13 protein-coding genes are annotated in these 14,088 nt (G+C 33.7%); 4 read left to right on the top strand and 9 right to left on the bottom strand.

Features of this window, described 5'->3' with window-relative positions; translation table 11 throughout:
- Positions 1-198: 198 nt before the first annotated feature.
- Positions 199-1,308 carry an S-(hydroxymethyl)glutathione dehydrogenase/class III alcohol dehydrogenase gene (locus AC5YC8_RS06510; protein ID WP_496117963.1) on the bottom strand — a complete coding sequence of 370 codons (1,110 nt, stop codon included), beginning with the start codon at positions 1,306-1,308 and terminating at the stop codon, positions 199-201.
- 119 nt (positions 1,309-1,427) lie between these two features.
- Here AC5YC8_RS06510 and AC5YC8_RS06505 point away from each other — a divergent pair, with 119 nt between their 5' ends.
- Together AC5YC8_RS06505 and AC5YC8_RS06500 are read left to right on the top strand one after the other, a co-directional pair.
- Entirely contained in the window at positions 1,428-3,002 is a 1,575-nt protein-coding gene (locus AC5YC8_RS06505) for a phospholipase D family protein (protein WP_496164146.1), read from the top strand.
- Positions 3,003-3,135: 133 nt separating this feature from the next.
- Positions 3,136-3,573, top strand: coding sequence for a hypothetical protein (locus tag AC5YC8_RS06500; protein WP_496117965.1), 438 nt, complete (start codon positions 3,136-3,138; stop codon positions 3,571-3,573).
- Here the strand turns inward: AC5YC8_RS06500 and AC5YC8_RS06495 are convergent.
- A complete protein-coding gene (locus AC5YC8_RS06495) occupies positions 3,570-4,970 on the bottom strand; it encodes an aminotransferase-like domain-containing protein (protein ID WP_496163971.1) in 1,401 nt (466 codons plus the stop codon). The genes AC5YC8_RS06500 and AC5YC8_RS06495 overlap by 4 nt on opposite strands.
- A gap of 136 nt (positions 4,971-5,106) precedes the next feature.
- Between AC5YC8_RS06495 and AC5YC8_RS06490 the strand changes: the two genes are divergently transcribed.
- The gene (locus AC5YC8_RS06490) at positions 5,107-5,970 is read left to right on the top strand and encodes a DMT family transporter (protein ID WP_496163970.1); all 864 of its coding nucleotides are present in this window, start codon (positions 5,107-5,109) and stop codon (positions 5,968-5,970) included.
- Between the two features lie 24 nt (positions 5,971-5,994).
- Here AC5YC8_RS06490 and AC5YC8_RS06485 read toward each other — a convergent pair whose 3' ends face one another.
- The 3 genes from AC5YC8_RS06485 to AC5YC8_RS06475 form a co-directional block, all read right to left on the bottom strand.
- Positions 5,995-6,591 (bottom strand): uracil-DNA glycosylase family protein, encoded by a 597-nt coding sequence (locus AC5YC8_RS06485; protein WP_496163969.1) that lies wholly within the window; start codon positions 6,589-6,591, stop codon positions 5,995-5,997.
- A 38-nt stretch (positions 6,592-6,629) separates the two neighbouring features.
- A complete protein-coding gene (locus AC5YC8_RS06480; protein ID WP_496117972.1) occupies positions 6,630-7,340 on the bottom strand; it encodes an SGNH/GDSL hydrolase family protein in 711 nt (236 codons plus the stop codon).
- Positions 7,341-7,557: 217 nt separating this feature from the next.
- Positions 7,558-8,604 carry a fatty acid desaturase gene (locus AC5YC8_RS06475; RefSeq protein WP_496117974.1) on the bottom strand — a complete coding sequence of 349 codons (1,047 nt, stop codon included), beginning with the start codon at positions 8,602-8,604 and terminating at the stop codon, positions 7,558-7,560.
- A gap of 341 nt (positions 8,605-8,945) precedes the next feature.
- Here AC5YC8_RS06475 and AC5YC8_RS06470 point away from each other — a divergent pair, with 341 nt between their 5' ends.
- A complete protein-coding gene (locus tag AC5YC8_RS06470) occupies positions 8,946-10,121 on the top strand; it encodes a multidrug effflux MFS transporter (RefSeq protein ID WP_496163968.1) in 1,176 nt (391 codons plus the stop codon).
- A 45-nt stretch (positions 10,122-10,166) separates the two neighbouring features.
- Here the strand turns inward: AC5YC8_RS06470 and AC5YC8_RS06465 are convergent, their stop codons facing one another.
- The 4 genes from AC5YC8_RS06465 to AC5YC8_RS06450 form a co-directional block, all read right to left on the bottom strand.
- Positions 10,167-10,910, bottom strand: coding sequence for an SDR family oxidoreductase (locus tag AC5YC8_RS06465; protein WP_496163967.1), 744 nt, complete (start codon positions 10,908-10,910; stop codon positions 10,167-10,169).
- 28 nt (positions 10,911-10,938) lie between these two features.
- A complete protein-coding gene (locus AC5YC8_RS06460) occupies positions 10,939-11,634 on the bottom strand; it encodes a histidine phosphatase family protein (RefSeq protein ID WP_496163966.1) in 696 nt (231 codons plus the stop codon).
- Positions 11,631-12,752, bottom strand: a complete 1,122-nt coding sequence (locus tag AC5YC8_RS06455) for a phosphotransferase family protein (RefSeq protein ID WP_496163965.1) — start codon at positions 12,750-12,752, stop codon at positions 11,631-11,633. The genes AC5YC8_RS06460 and AC5YC8_RS06455 overlap by 4 nt, the downstream gene beginning before the upstream one ends.
- A gap of 92 nt (positions 12,753-12,844) precedes the next feature.
- Positions 12,845-14,086, bottom strand: coding sequence for an acyl-CoA dehydrogenase family protein (locus tag AC5YC8_RS06450; RefSeq protein ID WP_496163964.1), 1,242 nt, complete (start codon positions 14,084-14,086; stop codon positions 12,845-12,847).
- Positions 14,087-14,088 lie beyond the last annotated feature (2 nt).

Raw genomic sequence — 14,088 nt, 5'->3', positions numbered from 1 at the left:
AACATCTTTTCATCAATTAAAAATAAGCTTTCCAACAAAATACCTGTAGTTAAAGGCTTTGACAAGCTATTTTTTGTTTAATCTTAAAATTAAGACAAATCTTCGATGATTGCGCTCAACCATTACATTTTTAAATATACCTTTCATAAAATGTAAAAAAGCCTAATAAATTAGGCTTTTTTACAATCAATACTTATTTTAAAAATGTACAACAGAGCGAATGGATTTACCTTCATGCATTAAATCAAATGCTTCATTAATTTTATCTAGGCCCATTGTATGCGTAACAAAAGGTTCAAGTTTAATATCACCTTTCATTGCTTCTTCAACCATACCCGGAAGTTGTGAACGACCTTTTACACCACCAAATGCAGTACCTTTCCAAGTACGACCTGTAACAAGTTGAAATGGACGAGTTGAAATTTCTTGTCCAGAACCTGCAACACCAATAATGACAGATTGCCCCCAACCACGGTGAGCACATTCAAGCGCAGAACGCATCACATTCACATTACCAATACATTCAAATGAATGATCTACACCCCAACCTGTCATTTCAACGATGACTTCTTGAACAGGCTTGTCAAAATCTTTTGGATTTACAAAATCAGTTGCTCCAAACTCTTCAGCTAGTTTGAATTTTTCTGGGTTTGTATCGACTGCAATAATACGACTTGCTTTAGCTTTTTGAGCACCTTGTACAACAGCAAGACCAATACCACCTAAACCAAAGACTGCAACTGTGTCACCTTCTTGAACTTTGGCTGTATTTTTAACAGCGCCTAAACCTGTCGTTACCCCACAACCCAATAAACATACATGTTCTGGATTTGCTTCAGGATTAATCTTTGCCAAAGAAACTTCCGCAACAACTGTATATTCAGAGAATGTCGAACAGCCCATATAATGATAGATAGGTTCACCATTATAAGAGAAACGTGTTGTGCCATCAGGCATTACACCTTTACCTTGTGTTGCACGAACAGATGTACATAAGTTCGTTTTACCAGACTTACAGAATAAACATTCGCCACACTCTGCGGTATAAAGTGGAATAACGTGATCACCAACTTGAACGCTTGTGACACCTTCTCCAACTTCGACAACAATACCCGCTCCTTCATGACCAAGAACTGCAGGGAAAATACCCTCAGGATCATCACCAGATAAAGTGAAAGCATCCGTATGACAAACCCCTGTATGGGTGATTTTGACCAATACCTCACCAGCTTTAGGTGGTGCTACATCAATTTCAACAATTTGTAATGGTTGACCTGGAGCAAATGCGACAGCTGCACGAGATTTCATGTAATGCATTCCTTTATTGAGTTACTGACTTACAGATAATTTACAGTATCGTTATTTTATTCTCAGTTTCAACCTTTAACATACGTTATATTAAAGAGAAATGAGATTTAATGATTCACATGAATCTACTTTCTATGGAAATTAAAAAAACGCTTAAAATTACAATATTATTCATATTACTTACAGGATGTGATGTACCCATGAATCGAGCGGTCGAAAAAGAACATATTCAGCCTATAGATTTAAAAGAAAACAGCGATTATTGGCTACATGGGGAAAACTTTAATGCAAAACTTGAGCAAAATTTAACTGCATATTTAGCCTTAGATGATGCTCTTTTAAGTATTGCATCTAGATTACATATTATTAATAAAGCCAAACACAGCATAGATTTACAATATTACATTTGGGAAAATGACAGTATTGGACGCCTATTACTTTCAGAGCTTTTAAAAGCAGCGGATAGAGGTGTAAAAGTAAGGCTGTTAATTGATGATCAGAATGGTACACAATTAGATTCGACATTACAGAAACTTGCTCAACATCCAAATTTTGAAATTAAATTATTCAACCCATATAAGTTTAGAAAATTACGCGCAATAGACTATTTATTTAGATTAAAAAAGATCAATCATCGTATGCATAATAAATTGATTGTTGGTGATGGTGTTATTGCGGTAACAGGTGGACGCAACATTAGCCGTGAATATTTCGATGCGAGCGATCAGTTTCAATTCACCGATCTTGATATTATGTTTTATGGCACACCAGTATTAGAAGCAAATTCTTTATTTAACAGCTTTTGGAATGATCATTTAAGCTATTCTGTTCAACAATTATTAGGTGAAAGTTCATCTGAAGATTTAAAAGTTTTACGTAAAAAATATGAGTTAGATGGTTTAAGAAAAACACAACAAGAACAAAAAATTTATAATGCTGAAAAACTAATTCGTAGCACATTAAAAAGTAGTGCTATTCGCTGGGCTAAAGTACATTTAGTCGCAGACTCGCCCAATAAAATCAGAGGGACAATAAAGAAAGAAGAACTTATTTCTACACAAATTTTCAATATTATGGGACAACCTCAAAAGCATCTAGACTTAGTTTCAGCCTATTTTGTTCCGCAGCAAAAAGGTTTGGAATATTTACAAAATCTTCAGAAAAATAATATTGCTACCCGTGTTTTAACCAACTCCTATTTGGCTAATGATGTTCCTGTTGTCCATGCTTTTTATCAAAAGTATAGAAAAAGCTTATTGCAATCTGGCGTACAGTTATATGAATTTAAACCTTATATAGAGCGAAAAAAGCGTACATGGTATGAAGTCGCGACAGGTAATGTTATTCCAGCTAAAAATAAGAATGCATCTCGCTTGCATGCAAAATTTTTTGATATTGATGGCATGGTCTTTATTGGCTCATTTAATTTTGACCCCAGATCCGTTCACTTAAATACTGAAGTTGGTTTAGTGATTGAATCTGATCCATTACAACAAGAAATCCAACACAAATTAAATGAATACTTACCTAAAATTGCATACGAATTAAAACTTGATAAAAATGGTGAGTTAATTTGGTTAGAGTACAAATTAGATGGCTCTACCGTCATTTATCAAACAGAACCTGAAACCACTAATTTTCAGCGTTTTGCCTTTAAAGCTGTCTCATACCTACCTATTGAATGGCTAATGTAATGACAACAAATACACATTTTTATTCTTTATAGGTGTTTTAGTTAAAATATAAGCAAATTTTATTTTTGTATTTCGTTGAAAGTAGAAATAATTTAAAATTCACATTTTATATCTCCCCATTTGTTTATCTGTAATGCAATTTTTTGATTTAAGTCGCCAATTCAATTTAAGTAATATCTTAACCCCCTTCCAAACTTTAAATGATTTAAGCCGGCAAGAATGGTTTTTATCTAAAGTTCGAGTAGATCATGATTGTGAAAGTGATAATGAAATACTCGAAGGACAAGTCATCTTAAAGTCTAATCATAATATTCAAATTGAATTGGAATGGTTAATTCAAGATACTGGTCATGAATTACAAGTACTCTTTAAAGGTATAGAAACTCCTGCGAATAATGAAACATTAGTTATTGTTAAAGGTGCTCAGTTAGTTGATGAAGCAGAACAAAAACTTTCAACACAAGCCTTAATTTTATGGCTTGATGGAACACTTTTAGCAATGCTTCCAAATTTACGTAAAGAAATTAAAGCGCGATTAAACCTTTGGGATTATGTTGAATATGATAATTAATTTAGTCTTGTGTTTTCTTGCTTTAATTCGTCAATAGCATTTTCAAGTACATCAAATATTTTTTGATCTATACATTGTGCAACGTTAAAACGCATATAACATTCTGCACCTTCAGATTGGCTAAAAGCATTACCAGGTGCAAGAATGATGCTTTGTTTTAAGCATAATTGTGAAAGCTTTGAAGCATGAATCCCTTTGGGCAATTTACACCAAATGAAAATTCCTGCTTTAGGAATAATCCACGGTTCAATACCTAATTTTTCAAGTTTAATTATCGTATCTTTGGTAAATTTGAGTAGCTGTTTTTTAAGCCAATCAATGTGCTTAGGGAAACTTGTATCCATTAATGATTGATAAATAATTTCTGCATTTAAATTACTATTACTAAAATTTGTTGAAATTCTTAAATCTATTAAAGCATCAATGAGTTTTAAATTAGAAATAATATAACCACAACGTACAGCAGCAGATAAGGTTTTTGTATAACTACCAATTTGAATGACATGCTCAAAACCTGCTAATGAGGCATATCTAGGCGCAGGAGTGTATTCAAAATCTGAAAATATTTCATCTTCAATAATGGTTAAATTTGCTTGTTCAGCCAATTTTGCAATTTGATACGCTGTATGTAAGGAAAGGATAGCTCCCGTTGGGTTATGAATACCTGTATTTGTTAAATAAATTTTGGGCTTTAAACTAAGAGCCTGCTTAAATTTTTCTATATCTGGTCCATTTTGTGTGAATGGTATAGTAACCGCTTTCAAATGATGCGTTTTAATTAAAGCTTGAAAATTAAAATAACAAGGATCATCAATTAAAATGACATCTCCTGCTTTTAAAATAAGCCTAAAAATAAGATCAATAGATTGTGTAGCAGAATCAGAAATAAGAATTTGATTTGGATGTACTTTTAAATCATAAATTTCTTTTTTACGTGCAATAAGTTGTCTAAGTGGCAAGTGCCCATGTGGTACTGCGTAATTTATTAATAAAGATGTACTCGATTTGGCTGCATGTTTTAATGCTTTTCGTATAGTTTGCTCAGGCATCCAAGCTTCAGGTAACCAACCACAGCCCGGTTTTAATGTATCACGACTTGCTTCTAAAGCTTGCCTTGAAATCCATAGAGGATCGACTTCTCTTTGATAACTAAACTCTTGTTCAACAAAATTATAATGCTGTCTATTACCTAAAACATAATAACCTGCACCAGCACGAGACTCTAAAACACCTTTTGCAACAAGACGTGCATAGACTTCGACAATAGTAGACACGGAACAATTCATTTGTTGAGCAAATTGGCGCACAGATGGCAGTTTCGAACCTGCAATTAAACTTTTATTCGAAATTTGTAATTGAATAATTTCCGTAACAGATTCTATTTTGGTTTTAGACATAATCTAATTTCATATTTTTTAAAAAATTGTACTGCAATTTAAACCATAACAGTTACTTTAAATTGTATTGGATTGTATATGCAAGCTTTACCTTAAATGTCGTTTAATCAATTTGAAGATGCATGAGAATTGAAAAATGACGAATACAAATAACGGTTTTTTATATGGTTTTATCGGTGTTGTAATATTTGCTGGTTCATTACCTGCAACACGTATTGGTGTAATGGAATTCAGCCCCGAATTCATGACCTATGCTCGCTCATCTATTGCAGGAATTATTGGGTTAATTTTTTTAATAGCGACTAAACAAAATTTTCCAAATTATCGTCAATTCAAATCTCTACTTCTTGTTGCTTCAGGTGTAGTCATTGGATTTCCTCTTTTGACTGCATTTGCTTTACAAACAATAACTGCTGCAAGAGCAATTGTTTTTGTTGGAATGTTACCCCTTTCTACTGCAATTTTTGCTGTGCTTTGCGCCAATGAAAAACCTAAACCGATGTTTTGGTTTTTTGCGCTTCTAGGAAGTTCTTTTGTTGCTGGATATATGTTGCTACACGATCAAGGTTCAGTCTTACAAATAGGTGATTTATATATGATTGCAGCAGTTCTTATTTGCGGTTTGGGATATGCCGAAGGTGGAAAGCTTTCGCGTGAATTAGGTGGCTGGCAAGTGATATGTTGGGCTTTAACCATTATGTTACCTATCATGTTAATTTTTTCTATTATTTATGCACCTACACATTATTCAACAACTCAAATAGCACCAATAATTAGCCTTATATATGTTGCTTTATTTAGCACACTCATTGGTTTCTTATTTTGGTACAAAGGCTTAGCTTTAGGCGGAATTGCAAAAGTTGGACAAATTCAATTATTACAACCATTTATTGGTATGCTTATATCTGCTGTAGTTTTACATGAAAATATTGATGTCGCGATGATTATCATAAGTATCGCGGTTGTTATATGTGTCGGTTTAGCTAAAAAATTCGCCTAACCCAAATTATAGAAATAGACTTACCTAAAGTAAGCCTGTTTCTTCAAATAAATGTTTATAAGCTTCTGCCTTCTTCTCTAATGCCAATGGATATGCGCGAGATGATGATGGCATACGATATAGCGTTAAATTTCGATCATTAAATGAGCATGTAGAGGATTCACCAATTTTTGGCTTTGGTGTTCCTTCAGACATAGATAGCATAAGCGTATCAGTTGCTTTATCACCTGTAGTGACTATAGAAAAGCAGTTTGGCATTTCACTTAATAGTAAATGTATATCTGTCGCTGTTTCAATTTGCAAAAACTTATCTGACGCATTGGCTTTTAACCGCTTAACTTGATACGCCGTATCAAAAATACCAATACCTTTTTCATTTAAAAAATCTATTATTTTTTCTAAATGAAAATTCTTATTTGGCAAATCTAAAAAATAATCTTTATCTTGAAAAAAACAAATTCCAAATATACGCCACATATCATTTTGATAATTTGGATAATAAAAATCCATTTTCCATCGAGTCTTTGGTGGCGGAAAACTCCCTAGCATAAGAAGTTTCCCATTTTTAGGTAAAAATGGTTCTAAAGGATGTGTTTCTATTTCAACGTCTAGATTTTGCATTTCAATATCATTATTGCCCAACTCTTTATACTGTTATATTAAAAGTTTTTACGCACTTTATCCGCGACTTCTTTTGCCCAAATTTGATAAATTTCCTTACTTGGGTGGAATCCATCTTTTGCCATAGGTAAATTTAAATGCTGATATTTCAAAATATCGTACTCAATCCACTCTAAATACGGTGTTTTTTCTACAAGTTGTGAAAGCTCCTCATTCATTTTTTTAGAATATTGACCAAACAGCCAACCTAAAGGATTGGGTAATGCTGGGAATAAATTCATAGGAGGAACACCTGCTGCAATCACCAAATTTGGTTGAAATTTATCCTGAATAAGTTGATATAATTTTTCTTGTTTTTTAATCCAAGTATTTGCAGACATTAATTTTGTCACATCATTAACACCAACAGATGTAAGAACTACATCATAGTGTTGATTTGGTAAATCTTCTGTTGCTCGTACAATTTGAGCCGTTGCATCACCAGATTTTGCATGAAGTTTCCATGTAATTTCATAATGATCTTTCAATTCAGATAATATGCCTCCTAGTAAAGCATCATCTTGTATTTCAACACCAACACCTGCCGCAGCAGAATCGCCTAAAATAAGAATTGAAAGCTTTTTCCCTTGTCCTGTTACTCCATCACGTAAACCTTCAGGTTCAGGTAATCTGGGTGTATTTTTCTTTACTTTTTTGCCCTGAATAATAAGCGCAGGTATTAATGCAATAGTCGCAGCTTTTAAAAACATAATGATATCTATACATTTTTCTATGTATAAAATTGTATGATGAATAAGAGCTAAACTACATTGACCAAAGTGTCTAAAATACTAAAATTTATTACCCAAAATGCTCATAACAAACAAGTTTTAGTTTTGAAAATATATTTTTTGCAAACTATAAAATAATAAATCCCGCATTTATAGCAGGATTTATTATTTTATATTCATGGATGGAAGTTTAATTTTAGTTCCAACGGTTCACACGTTTAAAAGTGCCAATATCATTAAATCGAACACCAACCTCTTTCATCACTATATGTGCTGTTTTAGATGTCATTTGACGTACATAAAACGGTTCTTTTACAACAAAATGGTGAATTGCATGTGTAGAACCGAAGTTGCAACAAAACAATTGGAATGGCATTAACCACCACGGATTTAACACTTGTGTTTGCTTAATTACATCCCGTGGATCAATATCACCGTAATAATGCATATTTGAACTAATAAACTGTAAGCTAAATGAACGTACGAAATTAGGAATAATCCAAATAACAGCTAAAAAGTTAATTGTTGGCATGGCTTTTATTAATGTTGCAGACCAATGTATGGTTTGCCCAAATAATGGTGCAATACCATTTACTACATGATAAATCACAAATACATACCATAAACCGTAATAAATTAAGCTTAATGGTACAAAACCAAGTAATTGCGAAATAAGTGCAACTTTACGTTCTTTTTCAGGTTGTTTTTCAATAAACAAACCAATCATTTTATACATTTTAAATGGACGTAAATAAACAGTCATCAATTGATCACTAATAACAAGAATACGCTTAATCCCCCACGGCATACCATTACTAATGCCACGTTCCTCTAAGTCAAATTCTGAACCAGAATATTTATGATGATGCAGATGTAATCGTCTACGTGACCAAGGACTAATTGTGTTAGGTCGTGCTAACCAAACTAATGCCATCATTAAATGATGAGCCCAAGGCTTTTTCTTAAAATACATATAATGAATTAAATCATGTTCTAATTCATGTGTTAAAGATGCAAAAAATGCAATTAAAGGAATACACGCCCATACAGGTAGATAATCATACGCATAACCCACTGCACATAAAATCATTCCTGCAAGTGCAATAAATAAAATACTTGCACCAATAAAATTTTGATGTTTAAGAATAGGAAAACGCTGACGTAAATCTTCTCCTGCTTTAGTCACAACAGATCTAACTTTAGAAATTTTTTGCTGATCTGTCATTTCTGAAGAAAAAGACATATGGGTGAACCTTAAATTAATGAACATTTGTACATTAAAGTATTTTAATAAAAATGGAACTTGTTTTAATCAAAACATCATTCATTTGATTATCTTTTCATCATATTGATTTTAAATTAGATTGGTTGCTCTAAAATATATTTTTTAGTCATTCTATCAAAAGATCCATCTCATTAATTCACCATCTTAAATCATACGTAATATCGTATTTTTTATTTTAATTTTTACAGTTTTGTTTGAATTATGATGAAAATAATGACAATAGCTATGATGTGTTTTCAATACAAACTAGACTTCATCTAAACGAAACATTCGCAATTTAGCGATAAAGGCACGTAAATATGATGTATGGAAAAACCGTTCCATTATGGTTTTTAGCAATACTAACGCTCAGTGGCACATTGGCCATGCATATTTTTGTGCCTGTTTTACCTTTAGTAGGTCAATATTTCCATGCAGATATGCACCAAGTACAACTTACTTTAAGTATTTATATATTGGGTCTTGCACTTGGACAATTAATTTACGGCCCTTTAGCAGATAGCATTGGTCGAAGACCTGTTCTTATTTTTGGCATGATTTTATATACCTTGGCGGGTTTGGGTGCAATTTTCGCTAATAATTTATATTTCTTAATTATCATGCGATTTTTACAAGCATTAGGTGGATGTACGGGATTATTATTAGGTAGAGCTATTGTTAGAGATACATCTACAGGTATAGAAACAACCAAACGCCTTTCATTTATGAATATGATGGTGATGTTTGGTCCAGGATTAGCACCTATTTTAGGTGGATTCCTTGCTTCTATTTCAGGTTGGAAAAGTATTTTTGTATTCTTATCGATACTGGGTTTATTGAATTTACTATTAGTATGTATTTTTATCCAAGATACAACTCACAATAAAAAGAATAAAACATCCATTAAAAATGTCTTTATTGATTATCGTAAATTAATCACTTCATCTAAGTTTTTAGGTTATACCTTAGGCGGCAGTTTAGCGACAACCGCCTTTTATGGTTTTTTAGGTGTTTCCTCTTATATTGTTTTACATCAATTACATGGCACCCTTCATGATGTTGGTGTTTATTTAGCACTCATCATGGTTGGTGTTTGGTTAGGTACGTTTACATCTACACGATTAGTCTCACGTATTACCTTAAATAAAATGATTACTATGGGCTGTTGTATTAGCTTATTTTTTGCTTTGATATTATTTGGCTTTACCTATATCAATTATTTAACACCATATACCCTAATGGTACCTGTGGTGAGCTTTTGTTTTGGCGTTGGATTAACATCTACGGCAACTCTCACCAATGCATTAAATGTAAATCCTAAAATTGCAGGTTCGGCATCTGGCTTATATGGATTTACCCAAATGGCAATTGGTGCAATATGTACATCTTTAAGTGGAATTGGCGATAACCCTGCATTTTCCGCAGCTTTAATTTTAGTTATAGCAAGCGCAATTTCTATGGTTTGTTTTTATATTGCTAAACATGCCGATGCTTAAAAGAGGCTTTCGCCCCTTTTTACTCAATGAATGAAATTAACTTTGTTAACCTAATTTATTGACCAAGCTTAATGGTAATACTTTCATTGCTAAACCAATAGGTAGCCAAGGCCACTTAGGTACATAAGCTTTAGCTGGTGCTTTTTCAATTTCAGCTGCAAGCAAACGTGAACCTGTTTTTTCATCCACTTCAAAAGGTAGCTTTTTAGCACCTTCATTAATTTCTGTACGAATATAACCAGGGAAAATGGTTGTTACTTTAATTGGTGTATTTAATAATTCAGCGCGAATACCTTCAGCTAAAGCAGCAACACCCGCTTTACTTGCACCATACGCAGTTAAATGTTTAGGCATTCCACGAACAGCACTCATAGATGAAATCACGACAAGATGCCCATATTTTTGTTCACGGAATATTTCAACAGCCGCTTCACACTGGGCAAGTGCAGAAATAAAATTAGTTTCTACTGTTGCACGGTTAATGTCAAAATGACCTTTTCCAATACGACGTCCATCACCAATACCCGCATTTACAATAATACGATCTATGCTTCCAAGTTCTTTTTTAAAAGCTCTAAAAACTTCAAAAACTTGTTCATAATTGGTCACATCCAATACTTTGGTACTGACTTGAATGGCGTATTCAGATTCTAACTCTTGTTTTAAAGCATCTAAACGCTCTAGACGTCTTGCACAAATAGCTAAGTTATATCCTTTTTGTGCAAATTCACGTGCCATGCCAGCACCAATTCCTGAACTCGCACCTGTAATTAAAATTGTTTTTGTCATGGCTATTTTCCCTATCTTTATATTTACCTTAAACCCATGTCAGTAATTTTGGATCAATTGCTTTTAAATAATGATGTTCATTTAAGCTTAAAAGTCGCGGTTCGTTACCCACCAAATTTAAAGTTGTAATACTCGTATTCGCAATTGCCCACATTAAATTAAACGTTTTTTCTTCAGATAAACCGAGTAAATATCCCATTAAAAATGAAATAACTCCGCCAGATGTATAGACAACAGCATATTTAGGTTTTTTTTCCGCCAACTCATTACAAAGCTCTGTCAAAGCTCCAGTCACTCGAGTTTGGAAATCAATCCAAGATTCATCATAATCATGATATTCATTGCTCGTCCAACGCTTTGCTGCTTTTACAAAAATATCAGTTAAAAACTGCTCAGGATTTTCTGCAGCTGCAATACTTTCTTTTAAGATTGTTGGATTTGAAAATTTTGGATCATATTTTTCAAAAACCTGTCGGTGATCAAACTCATTCCAACCAGCATTTGTATGAATATTTGCTGTTGGAAAAAATTCATCTAAAGAAATTCTTGCTGTTTGCTGATGTCTTTGCATAGAACCAGAAACAATATAAGGCTCTTCTTTCAATAGCTTCTTTAAATATTTTCCTAATTCTTGTGCTTGAATTTCACCTTTAGGAGATAATTTATCGTAACTTTCAGCACCGAAAGAAGCTTGTCCGTGGCGAACAAGATAAATAGTCGTCATTTATGCATCAACTCTTTAAATTTAGTCATGTATTTTTGTGCAACTTCATTCGCTTCAATTTTCTGTAAGCCAATAAGTTTTAAAGCACGAATATGTAGGGCATGAATTACAATCCAAAAATCTTTAAATGCAGGATTATTGGTTTGTTTATGGTAATAACGATAATAAATTTGCTGCGCAATAACAGCTAAACGGAAAATGCCAAATACTTCATAGAATGTCCAATTATCCGTTTTTAAACCTGTTTTATTTAAATAATATTCAACCACTTCAGCACGCGTAAACATACCTTTTAAATGTGTAGGCTGACGACGCGTTGCTTTAAAAATTGGATTATCTGAATCTTCAACCCAATAGGCTAAAGCTGAACCTAAATCCATTAAAGGATCACCCAGCGTTGCCATTTCCCAATCCAATACACCAATAATTTTGGATGGATTTTCAGGATCTAAAATAAGATTATCAAAACGCCAGTCGTTATGAATCACACAAGTTCTTGAATCATTCGGAATATTGTCATTTAACCACTGACGTACATATTTAAAAGATGGAACATTTAATGTTTTAGCTTTTTCATAACGATGATCCCATCCTTCTACTTGTCTACGGCAATATCCTTCACCTTTACCTAGTTTTTCAAGATCTGTGCCTTCATAAGGAACTTGATGTAGCTCAATTAATTTATCAATAAAATTGGTACAAAGTTCACGAATTTGCTGTTCATTAAAATTAATTTCTTTGGGTAAATTCGCACGAGGAATAATACCTTCAATACGTTTCATTACATAGAAATCACATCCAATAACAGCTTCGTCCTGACACAATAAAACCATTTCAGGAACGACAGGATAAAATGCTGCAAGAGCTCGTTGCACATGATATTCACGTGCCATGTCGTGTGCAGATTTTGCTTTTGTTCCTTTCGGTGGCCTACGTAAAATTAAATCAGCATTTTGATATTTAAGTCGATAAGTCCAATTTGAAGCTCCACCTGCATATTGCGTTACGTCTACAGGACCTAAAATTTCTTCTCCGTGTTCAATTAACCAATTTCCCACGGCACGAACATCAAGCTCCTCACCATTTCGAACATTTCCACCTACATCTATCACGGACATTTTTATTCCCTAAATCCTGAATTTAAATATGTATATAATTAATTTATAACATGTTTATATCTATTTTAGACAAATATACTTATATCAATAAATTATTTACGTCTTTGAGTACGATAACCACGTTTAGCCAATTCCAGTTTTGCAATCATACCTTTATGAACTTCATCTGGACCATCTGCCAAACGTAAAGATCGAGCTTGTGCAAAAAAGCCTGTCAGTGGTGTATCACGAGAAACTCCTGCACCACCATGAATTTGCATTGCCATATCTACAACTTTTTCTAAAACACTGGGTGCAACCACTTTAATGGCAGAAATTTCTGTAAGTGCAGCCATATTACCGAGCTTATCCATTTTATAAGCCGCATATAATGTTAAAAGTCGTGCTTGATCAATCGCCACACGTGCTTCAGCTACACGCTCTAAGTTACCACCAAGCTTTAAAATTTCTGTACCAAAAGCTGTACGGCTCATACCTCGATCAATCATCAACTCGAGTGATTTTTCTGCAGCACCAATACAACGCATACAATGATGAATACGACCAGGTCCTAAGCGACCTTGTGCAATTTCAAAACCTTGTCCTGCTCCACCAATAAAGTTTTCTATCGGTACACGCACATGATCAAAACTCACTTCGCCGTGACCGTGAGGTGCGTCATAATCTCCAAAAACAGGAAGCATTCTTTCAATTTTGACACCTTTTGTATTTACAGGAACTAAAACCATCGAATGTTGATGATGACGATCTTTTGTTTCATCTGGTGTATGTGCCATAAAAATAATAACTTTTGCATTAGGATCGCCTAAACCTGAAGACCACCATTTACGACCATTTAATACAATTTCATTACCATCAATAACCGCCGTTGCTTGCATATTAGTTGCATCACTTGAAGCAACAGCAGGTTCTGTCATACAAAAAACTGAACGAATTTCACCTGCTAAAAGTGGTGTTAACCATTGTTCTTTTTGTGCATTTGAACCATAACGCCAAAGTACTTCCATATTTCCGCTATCGGGTGCATTGCAATTAAAAACGGTAGGTGCAAGTAAACTTCGACCTGAAATTTCTGCAATATGTGCATATTCTTGAACAGATAAGCCTTGCCCGAGTTCAGGACAAGGTAAGAACATATTCCATAAACCTTGTTGTTTTGCTTTATCTTTTAAGCCTTTTAGCTGCGTTGGCCACTGCCATTTTGTCCAATCCGCCCCCTGATTCAACTCATGAACTTCATGCCAAAAGTCGGCTTCAATAGGCTCTATCTCATCTTTTATAAATTTTTTCGTTCTTTCTAAATAGTCTTGTGCACGTGCCGAAAGTTCAAACATGA

Source organism: Acinetobacter sp. FY731 (assembly GCF_059515905.1).
The sequence above is the reverse complement of the archived record's forward strand: the minus strand, read 5'-3'. Positions and strand labels throughout refer to the sequence as shown.

Coding starts and splice junctions, on each gene's coding strand:
- AC5YC8_RS06505 (WP_496164146.1), top strand. CDS start 1,428: ATGAATCTACTTTCTATGGAAATTAAAAAAACGCTTAAAATTACAATA.
- AC5YC8_RS06465 (WP_496163967.1), bottom strand. CDS start 10,910: ATGACAAAAACAATTTTAATTACAGGTGCGAGTTCAGGAATTGGTGCT.
- AC5YC8_RS06475 (WP_496117974.1), bottom strand. CDS start 8,604: ATGTCTTTTTCTTCAGAAATGACAGATCAGCAAAAAATTTCTAAAGTT.
- AC5YC8_RS06470 (WP_496163968.1), top strand. CDS start 8,946: ATGATGTATGGAAAAACCGTTCCATTATGGTTTTTAGCAATACTAACG.
- AC5YC8_RS06460 (WP_496163966.1), bottom strand. CDS start 11,634: ATGACGACTATTTATCTTGTTCGCCACGGACAAGCTTCTTTCGGTGCT.
- AC5YC8_RS06490 (WP_496163970.1), top strand. CDS start 5,107: ATGACGAATACAAATAACGGTTTTTTATATGGTTTTATCGGTGTTGTA.
- AC5YC8_RS06485 (WP_496163969.1), bottom strand. CDS start 6,591: ATGCAAAATCTAGACGTTGAAATAGAAACACATCCTTTAGAACCATTT.
- AC5YC8_RS06450 (WP_496163964.1), bottom strand. CDS start 14,086: ATGTTTGAACTTTCGGCACGTGCACAAGACTATTTAGAAAGAACGAAA.
- AC5YC8_RS06500 (WP_496117965.1), top strand. CDS start 3,136: ATGCAATTTTTTGATTTAAGTCGCCAATTCAATTTAAGTAATATCTTA.
- AC5YC8_RS06495 (WP_496163971.1), bottom strand. CDS start 4,970: ATGTCTAAAACCAAAATAGAATCTGTTACGGAAATTATTCAATTACAA.
- AC5YC8_RS06480 (WP_496117972.1), bottom strand. CDS start 7,340: ATGTTTTTAAAAGCTGCGACTATTGCATTAATACCTGCGCTTATTATT.
- AC5YC8_RS06455 (WP_496163965.1), bottom strand. CDS start 12,752: ATGTCCGTGATAGATGTAGGTGGAAATGTTCGAAATGGTGAGGAGCTT.
- AC5YC8_RS06510 (WP_496117963.1), bottom strand. CDS start 1,308: ATGAAATCTCGTGCAGCTGTCGCATTTGCTCCAGGTCAACCATTACAA.